This is a genomic window from Prauserella isguenensis, assembly GCF_014191605.1.
In the GTDB taxonomy this organism is placed as follows: Bacteria; Actinomycetota; Actinomycetes; order Mycobacteriales; family Pseudonocardiaceae; genus Prauserella; species Prauserella isguenensis.
This window is the reverse complement of the sequence record NZ_JACHWU010000003.1, coordinates 11,686-24,010: the sequence shown is the minus strand read 5'-3', so window position 1 is coordinate 24,010 and position 12,325 is coordinate 11,686. Positions and strand designations below refer to the sequence as shown.

The window sequence follows — 12,325 nt, the reverse complement described above, 5'->3', positions numbered from 1 at the left end:
GAGAACGACGGATGGCGACGACGGAACTGCTCATCACTGATGTCCGGGTGGTGCGCCCGGACGATCCCGACAACGCGACGCCGGAGACGACCGACATCGCGGTCAACGACGGAACGATCGCTCGAGTCGCGAGTGGACTGTCGCGCGAGGACGCCGCGAACGTCGTCGACGGCCGCGGCCTGCTGGCGTTCCCCGGCGTGGTGGACGCGCACCAGCACTGGGGCATCTACAACGAGCTGCCCACGGACACGCGCACCGAGAGTCGTGCGAGCGCGCAGGGCGGCGTGACGACGGCGCTGACGTACATGCGCACCGGCCAGTACTACCTCAACAAGGGCGGGCCGTACCGTGAGTTCTTCCCCGAGGTGCTCTCTGCCGCATCGGGCAACGCGTACGTAGACTACGCCTTCCACCTGGCACCGATGATGTCGCAGCACATCGACGAGATCCCGTATCTGGTCGAGGAGCACGGCGTGACGTCGTTCAAGATCTTCATGTTCTACGGCAGCCACGGTCTGCACGGACGGTCGGCCAGCCAGAGCGACTTCCTCATGACGCCGCCGGACGAGCGCTACGACCTGGCGCACTTCGAGTTCGTCATGCGCGGCATCCAGGCAGCGCGCGAGGCGCTGCCCGACTACGCCGATCACCTCTCGCTGTCGCTGCACTGCGAGACGGCGGAGATCATGACCGCCTACACCAGACTCGTCGAGCAGGACCCGTCGCTGTCCGGACTGCGCGCCTACAGCCGGTCTCGCCCGCCGCACTCGGAGGGGCTGGCCGTGACGATCGCATCGTACCTGGCCCACGAGACCGGCCTGCGGAACATCAACCTGCTGCACCTGTCGTCGGAGAAGGCGTTGGACGCGGCGCTGCGGATGGCGAAGACGTTCCCGCACGTGGATTTCCGGCGGGAGATCACGGTCGGCCATCTGCTGGCCGATGTGGACACCGCGAGCGGCATCGGCGGCAAGGTCAACCCGCCGCTGCGCGAGCGGGAGGACGTCGAAGCGCTGTGGCGCCACGTGCTGGCCGACGAGGTCGACTGGGTCGTCAGCGACCACGCCTGCTGCAAGGACGAGCTGAAGTTCGGCGAGGATCGCGACGACGTGTTCGTCGCCAAGTCGGGGTTCGGCGGAGCCGAGTACCTGCTGCCGGGTCTGGTCGGCGAGGGCGCCAAGCGCGGCCTGTCGCCCCAGCGGGTCGCGAAGCTGACGTCGTGGAACCCGGCGCGGCGGTACGGTCTCGTCAACAAGGGAGCGATCGCCGAGGGCTACGACGCCGACATCGCGCTCGTCGACCCGACGGCGTCGTGGACGGTGCGCGCGGCCGACTCCGAGTCCACCCAGGAGTACACGCCGTTCGAAGGCTTCGACATGACGGCCAAGGTCACCGACACCTTCGTGCGCGGCAACCACGTGTTCGCCGACGGCAAGGTCCAGGGTGACCCGCAGGGTCGTTACCTGCCCCGCGGCCGCTGAACCGCCCGCCGCGGGTGAGTGCCGGGGTCAGTCCCGGCGCCCACCCGCGGCGGGCCCGTTCGCCCAGTTCCGGATGATCTCGGCGGTGGCGTCGCGCACCAGCTCGCGGTAGCGCTCGATCTTCTCCCCGGTGAACCGGTACTCGGGCCCGCACACACTGATCGCACCGTGCACCTCGCCGTCCGGCGTCACGAGCGCGGCGGCGACGGACCCCGCGCCGCTCTGCCGTTCCCCGAGGGACACGGCGACGCCGTCGCCCGCGATGGCGTCGAGCTGGTCGGCCAGCGTCTCCCGGTCGGTCACGGTGCGCTCGGTCAACGCGCCGAGGTCGCCTGCGAGGATGTCGTCTCGACGCCAGTCCGGCAGCTGCGCGAGGATCGCCTTGCCCGACGAGCCGGCGTGCAGGGGGAATCGGGTGCCGATGTCGACGGTCATCTTGATCTCGGCGCGGCTCTCGAACTGTTCGAGGTACACGCGTTCGTCGCCGACCAGCCCGGACAGCGTCGTCGTCTCGCCGGTCTGGTCGCGCAGCCTCCGGAGGACGGGGGCGGCCGCCGTCCTCGCGTCGAAGCGGCGAAGGGCGCTCGCGCCCAGCGCCACAGCGGCGGGTCCGAGCCGGTAACCGGTCACGCCGGGCGTCGTGGCGAGCACGTCCCGCGACACCAGCGACTGCAGGATGCGGTACACGACGGCCTTGGAGATGCCGAGTTTGCGGCTGATGGTGCTCACGCCGAGATACTCGGGGCCGCCGGTGAACAGCAGGAGCACGTCCGCCACCCTCGCGGCGGCCTCCGTCCCGGTACCGCCCTGGGCCGTCGTAGGGGAGGGCGTGCTGTGAGGGGGCGTGCTGTGAGGGGGCGTGCTGTGAGGGGGCACAGTACTTTCGGCCACGACTTCGTTTCTGTTGCAGGAATGGTGTTATCGAGTGTCTCACCAGGCGAAATCGACGGTCAAGCAGGACCACTAACGGGTGACAACAAACGACTGTTCCGCTAGGCGGAAAGTTTGTCGCCGCGGTCAGCCGAGAATACGGGTCAGTTCGGCGAGGAGCCTGCGGGCGCGCTCGAGGTCGACGTCGTCGCGGTCTCGGTCACCCGTGGGCTCGCGGTCGCCCGGGTCTTCGTCGCCGTCCCGGGCCGCGGCGTCGGCGAAGTGGTCGGTGGCGGTCGTGTCGGCCGCGTCGAGGCGCAGCGTCTCCATGGACTCGGAGACGTCGATGTCGAACACGACGCGGTCGGCCCGATGCCAGGCGCTGAACCATTCGAGGGGACGGTCGTGCTGATCGGTCGTGCCGCCTTCGAGCAGCAGCAGCGGATCGCCGATGGCGGTGTCGAGTGCGTCGGCGAGACGGTCGTCCGCGGCCACGGCGTGCACCTGCCGCCTGCCGCGCATCGGGCGCAGGCCGTAGTCCCGGGTCAGCAGCCGGTGCAGCGATGCGTCGGTGAGGTGTTCGGCGTGCAGGCCGGGCACGCGGTCGACCGGCAGCCAGGTGCGCACATAGGACAGTGGGTCGCCGTCGACGAGGCGCAGTCGTTCGAGACGGAGCGCGTCGTCGGTGCCGAGGAAGCCGCGCCCACCCGGCGGCGGCGCGGCGGGGGAGAGGTCGAGGATCGTCGTGCGCAGCTGGTGGCCGCGGCGGGCGAACTGGTCGAACATGCCGGTCGCGCGCTGCACCAGGCGGCGGTACTCGGCGGGTGGTGCGACGATCGTCGGCCTGCCCTGCCTGCGGATCACCAGGCCGTCGCCGGCGAGTCCGGCGACGGCCTGGCGGACGACGCTCCGGGCGACGCCGAACCGTTCGCACAGCGCTGCCTCGCTCGGCAGCGCCTCACCCGGCGGGAGGTCGTGGCCGAGGATCTCCTGGCGCAACGTGTCCGCGACCTGCTGGTGCAACGGTGCGCGAGTGCTGCGATCGACGCCCATGATGCTGGAGTCTACGAAGTCGGCCGGTTTCGGGGACGGCAGGCCGGTGCCGCCGGGCCGGTCACGAGGCCGCGGCCGACCGGGCGGTCTCCCACACCTGGTGCCAGCCGGGTGCGAGCTCGGCGGCGCGTCGCGCAGCGAGTACCAGGCTGGCCTCGCGTGCGACGCCCGTGCCCGCGATGTCGAACGCCGTGCCGTGGTCGACCGACACCCGCACGACCGGCAGGCCGACCGTGATGTTCACCCCGTCGTCGCCGTAGACCGCTTTGAACGGGGCGTGCCCCTGGTCGTGGTAGCAGACGACGACGAAGCGCCACTTTCCGTTGACGGCCTGGGGAATCAGCGCATCGGCGGGCAGCGGTCCGACGGCATTGATTCCGGCGGCCGTGGCACGCCGGACGGCCGGCTCCAGCACGTCGGCGTCCTCGTCGCCGAACAGCCGGTTCTCGCCTGCATGCGGGTTCAGCCCCGCGACACCGATCGCCTCGTCGGGGGTGCCCAGCGCACCGGCGAACGAACCGACGAGCCGGAGCACGTTGTCGGTCCGCTCGGCGCTCACGCCCGTGATCGCGTCCCGCAGCGAGACGTGCGTCGTGAGGTGGAAGAAGTACAGCTCGCCCGCCGAGAGTACGAGGCTGAAGTTGTCGACGCCGAACTCGTGCGCGAGCAGTTCGGTGTGGCCCGGCCAGTGGTGCCCGCCCGCGTGCATCGCCGCCTTGTTGAGTGGTGCCGTCACGATGCCGTCGACCTCGCCCGCCCTCGCGAGGTCGCACGCCCGCATCACGAAGCGCGCCGCGGCGTCACCGGCGTCGGGGCTGAGCTCGCCGTACGGCACGTGGCCGAGCGGCGGCCCGTCCTGGACGACCTCGATCGTGCCGGGGTCGTTCGTCGCGTCGGCGGGACGGTCGACGACGCGGACGAGTCCGGCGTCGCGGCCGAGCACCCCGGTGACCGCGCGGCGCAGTGCCTCGGCGTCCCCGATGACGACGGGACGGCAGATCGTGCGGAGCTCGTCGTGCTCCAGCAGTGTCCGCGCCGTGATCTCGGGCCCGATGCCCGCGACATCGCCGAGCGTGAGGGCGAGGGTCGGCACCCCGGCCTGCGTTGTTGCCGTCAACGGTCACTCCTTCTCCTGCGGACCGCGTGCGCGGCCGTGATCAACACGTTCGATTCGCCGAAACCACCGGCTTTGGTCGCGATCGGCAGGCCCTCGGCCCGGCCGCCGACGACGGTGCCCGTCGCGACACCGGCTCCCGCATCGGTGCCGGTCGCGTCGAGCCTGATGCCACTGCTGCCGAGACCCGCCAGCAGGGCGCGGGCGCCGTCGCCGCCGGTGACGACGAGACCCGCTGGTTCGGTGGTCCGGACCAGTTCGGCCGCGGCGTCGGCGAGGCGGCGCGCGACGAGGGCCGGCGGCACGTCGGTGTCGCCGCGTTCGGGGGCGCTGAGTACCACGGCGGCCGGCCCGGGCGTGTCCGCGCCGGCCGCCGGTGGGCGGGAGAGCCGTTCCAGCAGGGCGTGCCAGGCGCCGTCGTCGAGCAGCTGGTCGGGCGTGGGCCGGTGGTGGGTGGCGCCCGCGTCGACGAGCGCCTGCACCTGGGCGCGCGCCGCGGCGTGCAGGCTCGTCACGACGACCAGCACCGCGCCGCCGGGGCCGGTGGGCGCGGGTGCGGACTCCGGTGCGGCGGCGGGGTTGGTCGGGCGCCACCGGCGGGCGAGCGCACCGGCCAGCCCCGCCGCGCCGACCGGCAGACCACGTTCGCCGAGCGCGTCGATGGCCCGTGCGATCCGGTCGAGGTCGTCGTCGGTGGCGGCGTCGACCACGACCACTGGTCCGGCCTCGCGGAGCCGGGCTGCCCACCCCGCTGGGTCGCCCGCGGGGTCGAGGCGTACCTGCGTCGCACCGAGCAGGGTCGGCAGGTGGCTCTCCGTCACCGGCGTGACCGGGTCGCGGCCCACCGGGGTGTCGCCGACGGGCACGCCGTCGACCAGCACGGTGCCGTCGACGATCGTCCGGCCCACCCCGGGGAACGCCGGGCACACGACAGCCACCGCGTCCGGGCCGAGCTGTCCCAGCAGCGCGTCGAGCTCGGCACGGATCGGGCCGCGCACCGTCGAATCGATCTTCTTGAACATCCGGTCGGCCTGCGTGCCCGCGGCCGCCTGCAGGGCGCGCTCGGCGGCCTCGGCGTCCGGGCACGCCCGCGAGTCGCTGCTCACGGCGACGACCTGGACGTCGCCGCCGCCCGGCTGCAACCGCAGCTCGGCCGTCCAACCCGCCTCCGCGAACTGCACCGCGGTATCGCCGGCTCCGGTGACGTCGTCGGCGACGATCACGACGTCGTGTCCGCGCGATGCGCCGCCGATCGCCACGCCGTCGCCTCCTGTGTCGCCGATCGCGGGGTCGCCGGCCGGTGCGCTGTCGACCCCTGTACCGCCCGTTGCCGTCATACCGATTCCACCGGACCGGCCGGTTCCGCCGCCGGATCCTGCTTCCGGAGCGCCCCGGAGCGCTTGAGCATGAACGCGGCGATCGACGGTGCCAGGATCGCGGTGACGAGGGCCGACGCCGCGATCTGGGCGGTGGCCGTGCCCACGTACTGCTGGAACGTCGGGTCGGCCGCGGCGACGACCGCAGGTGTGGCGATCGCGTTGCCCGCCGTCGTGCCCGCGGCGAAGCCGATGCCGGACATCTTGCCGCGGCGCAGCAGGAACCGGTAGCCGAGGTAGACGAACAAGCCCGTCACCGGCGCGACGATGACACCGAGCACCAGGCCGCTGACGCCACCGGTGACGATGTCACCGAGGTCGATACCGGTGCCGAGCGCGAACGCGAAGAACGGGATGACGATGTTGGGCACCGGTGCCACGACCTTGCGCCACTGGGCGTCGATGTTGCCGACGAGCACGCCGAGCAGGAACGGCACGATCGCGCCGATCAGCGCCAACAGCGGGATGTCGCCGAGGCCTGACGCGCCGAGGAACAGCAGCGTCAGGAAGGGGCCGTCGTTGACCGCGCTCGCGAGGTAGGCACCGCGGTCGCGCTCGTCGCCGTACTGGCCGGTGAACGCCAGCCACAGGCCGCCGTTGCTGTTGTCGACCGCCGCGAGCAGCGCCAGCAGCGAGATGCCGAAGACGCCGTCGATGCCCACGAACAGGCCCAGCAGCACGGCCAGGCCCGCCGGGATGAGGCTCTTGGTGAGCAGCAGCGTGCCGGCGGTCGCGAGGATCGGTCCACCGGTGCGCGCGCTCACCTGGGTGCCGGTGGCGAAGATGAGCAGCGCGATCAGCGGCAGCGCGCTGTCGGCGAACAGCGCGGTCGTGAAGCTGCCGATCTCGAGCGCGCCGGACGCGAACGTGCCGATGATCGCCCCGAGGATCAGGGGAATCAGCATCAGCCCGCCGGGGATCCGCTGCATCGTGGCGAACAGCGGGACGCGCGAAGTTTCCTGGTTGCTCACGCCGGCCTCCTTGTCGGCATCGGCGCGAGCACTCGCGCCGAAAACTTGTACGCATAAGTTGTACGGACAAGGTCGCACACTACGCCGTCCGAGGGAACCCCGGCCGCCAGGGTCGCGTGTTTCGCATTCAAGGGCCCGTGTTGCAGGTTCCGGGGCCCGTGTTGTCGTCTCCGGGGCCCGTGTTGTGGATTCGGGGGGCCCGTACGGCACGTTCGGGACGTCGCGTGGCGGCCGCAGGAGGGGATGGCCGTTAGGAGAGGTGGCCGCAAGAGGGGGTGCTGCTCCCGCCCGGCGTGCCGAGCGGTGACGGAGTGACCCGTCAGGTGGCCGTCCGGATGTCCCAGCGACGGCGTGCGCGGGTGACGCTGGACCAGTCCTGGTACCCGAGGCGGCGGGCGATCTCGTAGCGGGGGACCGACGGATCCTGCAGCAGCCGCTCGGCCACGACCCGCCGCACCTCGTCGAGGACCGCGCGGAACGTCGTGCCCTCGCTCTCCAGGTGTCGGCGCAGGGTCCGCGGTGCGTAGTGCAGCCGTTCGGCGACCGTCTCCAGCGTGAGGTCCAGCGACGTCTGATCGAGCAGGAACGCCCTCACTCGCGCGGCGACCCCCGTGTGGTGGAGGCGTTCGGCGCGGATGCGCTCGCACTCGGCGGTCGTCAGCTTGGCCGTGTGGCGGTTGGCCATCGGCGGGATGCGGTCCAGGTAGGCGGCGTCGAAGACCAGTTCGGTCCGCGGTCTGCCGAACGACACCGGTACGCGGAAGTGTGCGTGGTACGCCGCGGCGTCGTCCGGCCGGTCCGGTGAGAACGCGAACCGCACCTCGCGCAGCGGCACGCGGCCCACGCCGGGGAACAGTTCGCGCTGGATCTGCATCGTGGCGGCCGCATCACGTTCGACCGCGAACCGCCGCACGTCGGCGGGCACGTCGTCGGCCTCGAAGGCCAGCACGTAGTCGTCGTGATCGCCGAGACGTGCCGTCATGGTGGAGAACGCGAACGTGAGCAGTGCGTAGCGCAGGCCCTTCTCGGCGGTTTCGCGCACCGAGCCGCAGGTCGCGAGGAGATAGCCGAAATGCCCGTACGCCGTCAGGTGGTAACGGGCGCCGAGTTCGACGCCCAGCCCCGGCCGGCAGCCGCACGCGACGACGAGGTTGCGGATGACGGTGAGCTCCTGGTGCGCCTCGATCAACGCGATCGGATCGGGCAGCAGCGTGGGCTCGATGCGCGAACCCTCGAGCAGCGCCTGCCGGTCGAGACCGTGGTCGGCGGCCCAGTCGAGCAGGATCGACACCCCCACCATCGTGCGCGGGTGGTCCCACGAGTCGGTGATCGCCGCGATCAGCCGGTTGGAGTCGACGGCTGCGTGCCGACGCGCGCCGTGCCGCCGGAGGGGGTCGGGTCCTGCGATCGGTGGAACGTCGTCGGCAACGCTGCCGGGGTCCATCCGGCCAGTTTCGCCGAGCCCGTATCACGGCGTCAACGCCGTCGAATCCCTGGTCAGTGCCAAGGGTCCGCTCGGGTCGGAGTGTCACGGGCGGCATCGGTGTGGCCGGAACGGTGCGGTTGTGGCCGCGATGGCGCTATGGCCGCGACCTCGGACGATCGTACCTTGATCCGTGCATCGTGACCCGTGTCACAAGTCGGCGTTCGGCGGTGATCGGTCCGCACGAGTCGCACCTGTCCATCGATGTACGGGAGCAGCGCATGAAGGTGAAAGCGGCAGTCCTCGAGGAGATCGGCGCACCCTGGCAGATCTCGGACGTGGAACTCGGCGACCCGGTGGCGGGCGAGGTGCAGGTGCGCCTGGCCGCGTCGGGACTGTGTCATTCGGACGCGCACGTGGTGTCGGGTGCGAGTCCGGTGGCGTTCCTGCCGGTGGTCGGCGGGCACGAGGGTGCAGGCGTGGTCACGAAGGTGGGACCCGGCGTGCGCGGCGTCGAGGAGGGTGATCACGTCGTGCTGGCGTTCATCCCGGCGTGCGGAACGTGTCCGGCGTGCGCGTCCGGAATGCAGAATCTGTGCGACGAGGGCGCGGGCCTGCTCACGGGTAAGGCGATCGCCGACGGGTCGTTCCGCGCGCATGTCGGCGGCAGGCCCGCGGTGCAGATGTGCCTGCTGGGTACGTTCTCGCCGTACGTGACGGTGAACGAGTCGTCCGTGGTGCGCATCGAGAAGGACATCCCCCTCGACAAGGCGGCGCTGCTCGGCTGTGGCGTGTCGACGGGCTGGGGGTCGGCCACGGAGGTCGGCGACGTCCGACCCGGCGACACGGTGGTCGTGATGGGGGTGGGCGGCGTCGGTATCAACTCCGTGCAGGGTGCGGTGTTCGCGGGTGCGCGGCAGGTGCTGGCGATCGATCCCGTGGAGTACAAGCGGAAGACGGCGCTCGACTTCGGAGCGACCCACGCCTACGCGTCCGTCGACGAGGTCATGGCGGAGCTTCCGGATCTGACGTGGGGCCGCAACGCCGAGGTCGTCATCGTCACGGTCGGCGAGATCCACGGCGAGCACATCCAGCAGGCGCTCGACATGACGGGCAAGGCGGGCCGGGTCGTCGTGACCGGCATGGGGGACTTCCGCGAGACCGACGTCTCACTGAACCTCTTCGAGTTGACCCTGCTGCAGAAGCGGGTACAGGGCGCGATCTTCGGCGGCACCGGCCCGAGGACCCAGATTCCGCGGTTGCTCCACCTGTACCGGGCGGGCCGCCTCAAGCTCGACGAGCTCGTCACGGCGACCTACCGCCTCGAGGACATCAACCAGGGGTACCAGGACCTGGCCGACGGCAAGAACCTGCGCGGCCTCGTCGTGTTTCCCCACGACGACCACTGATCCGTACCGCGGTGCATCACTGTGGACAGTCCGTGACCACGCTCTCCCAGGAGGTTCGACATGCCGTTGGACGGCCCGTCACAGGCGCTGCTGGCACAGCTCGCCGAGTCCGGAACACCACCGATCCACGAGTCCACGCCCGCGATCGCGCGCATGAGCGGGCCGATCTTCGCCGGGATGAGCGGCCCCGGCCCCGCGGTGGCCGAGGTGACCGACCTCAAGCTCCCCGACGGTGACGGCGGCCGGTTCCGGATGCGGGTGCTGCGGCCCGCGGGCACGCCGCAGTCGATCATCGTGTACTTCCACGGCGGCGGCTGGGTGATCGGCGACATCGACCTGCAGTACGACCACGTCGGGCGCAGGCTGGCGAACCTGACGTCGTCGACCGTCGTGCTGGTCAACTACCGCAAGGCCCCGGAACACCGCTTCCCGGCAGCGATCGACGACAGCTACGCCGGCCTGACGTGGGCCGCCGAGCACGCGGCCGAACTGGCCGCCGAGAGTGCCCCGCTGATCGTCGCCGGCGACAGCGCGGGCGGCAACATCGCCGCGGTCATGACGCTGTGGGCGCGCGACCGGTCGGGGCCGTCGATCGACTACCAGGTGCTCGTCTACCCGGTGACCGACTGCGACGTCGACGTACCATCCTATGTGGACCCGGAGAACCAGTTGTTGCTCAACCGGGAGACGATGCGGTGGTTCTGGGACCACTACCTGCCCGACGAGGCCGCACGCACGAACCCGGACGCCTCACCGTTGCGCGCGGCCGACCACGGCGGACTGCCGCCCGCGCTGGTGTACGTCGCGCGGTACGACCCGTTGCACGACGAGGGCGTGGCCTACGCCCGTGCCCTCGCCGCCGCCGGCGTGCCGGTCGCGTTGGAGGAGGCGCCCGACCAGATGCACGCGTTCTTCCAGATGGCCGACATCCTCCCCGGTTACGAGGAGGGGATCGGGCTCGTCTCACACCACATCAACGAGTTCGTCGCCCAGCGGCGGACCGAGCGGGGAAAGGTGGGAGCCACGTCATGACCGAGCACCGAGGCGGCCACGACGTGATCGTCGTCGGCGCCGGATTCGCAGGCCTGTACCAGCTGATCCGCCTCCGCGACGCCGGTTACGACGTGCGCGTGCTCGAAGCGGGCGGCGACGTCGGCGGCACGTGGTACTGGAACCGGTATCCGGGGGCGCGGTGCGACATCGAGTCGATCGAATACTCCTACTCGTTCGACCGTGCCCTCGAACAGGAGTGGAACTGGAGCGAGCGGTACGCCTCGCAGCCGGAGATCCTCGACTACATCCGGTACGTCGCGGACCGCTACGACCTGCGGCGCGACATCACGTTCGACACCCGTGTCGAGGCGATGCGGTGGGACGACGGCTCGGAGCGGTGGACGGTGCGCACCGACGACGGCCGTTCCCGCACCGCGCGGTTCGTGATCGCCGCGACGGGGTGTCTGTCGGTGCCGTCGCGCCCGGATTTCGACGGTCTGGGGGACTTCGCGGGTGAGCTGTACTGGACCTCCCACTGGCCGCACGAGGGCGTCGACCTGGCGGGGAAACGGGTCGCGGTGGTGGGCACCGGTTCGTCGGGATTGCAGACCATCACGGCGATCGCCCCGGTGGTCGGCTCGCTCACGGTGTTCCAGCGCACCCCGTCCTATGCCGTTCCCGCGCACAACGGCCCGATCGGGCAGCGCCTCGACGACGTCAAATCCGGCTACCCGGCCTTCCGTGACGAGAGCAGGCTCTCCCGGCTCGGCTTCCACTGCCGCGAGGGTGAGACGGGGTACTACACCGAGACGTCCGCTGCAGACGTCCGCCGGGAGCTCGACGCCCGGTGGTCCGACGGCGGCCTGTGTTTCACCCAGTCGTTCCGCGACGTGCTGTTCGACGTCGAGGCCAACGAGGCGCTCGCCGAGTACGTGCGGGAGCGCATCCGGGGGAAGGTGCACGACCCGGAGACGGCCGAGAAGCTGACACCGCGGTCGTACCCGATCGGCTCGAAACGGATGTGCGTCGATACCGGGTACTTCGAGGTCTACAACCAGGACAACGTGTCGCTCGTGGACCTCGGGGAGCAGCCGATCGCGCGATTGACCGAACGTGGCGTCGTCGCCGGCGACGTCGAGCGAGAGTTCGACGTGATCATCCTGGCGACCGGGTTCGACGCGATGACCGGCGCGCTCACGGCGATGGACGTCCGCGGCACCGACGGCCCGCTCGCGGAGAAGTGGGCTGCGGGACCGCGCACGTATCTGGGCCTGATGACGGCGGGCTTCCCGAACCTGTTCATGATCACCGGGCCGCAGAGCCCCTCTGTGCTGTCGAACATGATGACGTCCATCGAGTATCACGTCGACTGGGTCACGCGAGCGATCGAGCATCTGCGGGCCCGCGGTAAGCACCGTATGGAACCGGACGTGGCGGCCGAGGACAACTGGGTGAACACCACCAACGACGTCGGTGATCTGACTCTGATGCCGCGTGCCGCGTCGTGGTACACGGGCGCCAACATCCCCGGCAAACAGCGGGTGTTCATGCCGTTCGTCGGAGGGGTGGGCACATACAAGCAGATCGGCGACGGCGTGGCCGTCGCCGGGTATCACGGGTTCGAGATGGCTTGAC

10 protein-coding genes are annotated in these 12,325 nt (G+C 70.8%); 4 read left to right on the top strand and 6 right to left on the bottom strand.

Features of this window, described 5'->3' with window-relative positions:
* Positions 1-11: 11 nt before the first annotated feature.
* Positions 12-1,481, top strand: a complete 1,470-nt coding sequence (locus FHS23_RS12850) for a dihydroorotase (protein WP_183654031.1) — start codon at positions 12-14, stop codon at positions 1,479-1,481.
* Between the two features lie 27 nt (positions 1,482-1,508).
* Here the strand turns inward: FHS23_RS12850 and FHS23_RS23745 are convergent, their stop codons facing one another.
* From FHS23_RS23745 to FHS23_RS12820, 6 genes are all read right to left on the bottom strand, one after another.
* Positions 1,509-2,258 carry an IclR family transcriptional regulator gene (locus tag FHS23_RS23745; RefSeq protein WP_343053881.1) on the bottom strand — a complete coding sequence of 250 codons (750 nt, stop codon included), beginning with the start codon at positions 2,256-2,258 and terminating at the stop codon, positions 1,509-1,511.
* A gap of 240 nt (positions 2,259-2,498) precedes the next feature.
* On the bottom strand, positions 2,499-3,404 hold the full coding sequence (locus FHS23_RS12840; protein WP_183654027.1) for a GntR family transcriptional regulator: 906 nt from the start codon (positions 3,402-3,404) through the stop codon (positions 2,499-2,501).
* Positions 3,405-3,465: 61 nt separating this feature from the next.
* The gene (gene pdxA / locus FHS23_RS12835; protein WP_221219520.1) at positions 3,466-4,521 is read right to left on the bottom strand and encodes a 4-hydroxythreonine-4-phosphate dehydrogenase PdxA; all 1,056 of its coding nucleotides are present in this window, start codon (positions 4,519-4,521) and stop codon (positions 3,466-3,468) included.
* A complete protein-coding gene (locus FHS23_RS12830; RefSeq protein WP_183654021.1) occupies positions 4,518-5,855 on the bottom strand; it encodes a four-carbon acid sugar kinase family protein in 1,338 nt (445 codons plus the stop codon). The genes pdxA and FHS23_RS12830 overlap by 4 nt, the downstream gene beginning before the upstream one ends.
* The gene (locus FHS23_RS12825; RefSeq protein WP_343053879.1) at positions 5,852-6,865 is read right to left on the bottom strand and encodes a 2-keto-3-deoxygluconate permease; all 1,014 of its coding nucleotides are present in this window, start codon (positions 6,863-6,865) and stop codon (positions 5,852-5,854) included. Before FHS23_RS12825 ends, FHS23_RS12830 begins: the two co-directional genes overlap by 4 nt.
* Positions 6,866-7,184: 319 nt before the next feature.
* Complete coding sequence (locus FHS23_RS12820; RefSeq protein WP_183654018.1) at positions 7,185-8,309, bottom strand: AraC family transcriptional regulator; 1,125 nt, start codon at positions 8,307-8,309, stop codon at positions 7,185-7,187.
* 260 nt (positions 8,310-8,569) lie between these two features.
* Here FHS23_RS12820 and FHS23_RS12815 point away from each other — a divergent pair, with 260 nt between their 5' ends.
* Genes FHS23_RS12815 through FHS23_RS12805 form a run of 3 tightly spaced genes read left to right on the top strand, consistent with a single transcriptional unit; the run spans position 8,570 to position 12,324 of the window.
* Complete coding sequence (locus tag FHS23_RS12815; protein WP_183654015.1) at positions 8,570-9,697, top strand: NDMA-dependent alcohol dehydrogenase; 1,128 nt, start codon at positions 8,570-8,572, stop codon at positions 9,695-9,697.
* Positions 9,698-9,757: 60 nt separating this feature from the next.
* On the top strand, positions 9,758-10,729 hold the full coding sequence (locus FHS23_RS12810) for an alpha/beta hydrolase (protein WP_183654012.1): 972 nt from the start codon (positions 9,758-9,760) through the stop codon (positions 10,727-10,729).
* Positions 10,726-12,324 carry a flavin-containing monooxygenase gene (locus FHS23_RS12805; protein WP_183654010.1) on the top strand — a complete coding sequence of 533 codons (1,599 nt, stop codon included), beginning with the start codon at positions 10,726-10,728 and terminating at the stop codon, positions 12,322-12,324. Before FHS23_RS12810 ends, FHS23_RS12805 begins: the two co-directional genes overlap by 4 nt.
* Position 12,325 lies beyond the last annotated feature (1 nt).

Excerpts from the sequence above, each read along its gene's own strand:
- FHS23_RS12820 (WP_183654018.1), bottom strand. The coding sequence starts at position 8,309 with ATGGACCCCGGCAGCGTTGCCGACGACGTTCCACCGATCGCAGGACCC.
- FHS23_RS12830 (WP_183654021.1), bottom strand. The coding sequence starts at position 5,855 with ATGACGGCAACGGGCGGTACAGGGGTCGACAGCGCACCGGCCGGCGAC.
- FHS23_RS12805 (WP_183654010.1), top strand. The coding sequence starts at position 10,726 with ATGACCGAGCACCGAGGCGGCCACGACGTGATCGTCGTCGGCGCCGGA.
- FHS23_RS12840 (WP_183654027.1), bottom strand. The coding sequence starts at position 3,404 with ATGGGCGTCGATCGCAGCACTCGCGCACCGTTGCACCAGCAGGTCGCG.
- FHS23_RS12815 (WP_183654015.1), top strand. The coding sequence starts at position 8,570 with ATGAAGGTGAAAGCGGCAGTCCTCGAGGAGATCGGCGCACCCTGGCAG.
- FHS23_RS12810 (WP_183654012.1), top strand. The coding sequence starts at position 9,758 with ATGCCGTTGGACGGCCCGTCACAGGCGCTGCTGGCACAGCTCGCCGAG.
- FHS23_RS12850 (WP_183654031.1), top strand. The coding sequence starts at position 12 with ATGGCGACGACGGAACTGCTCATCACTGATGTCCGGGTGGTGCGCCCG.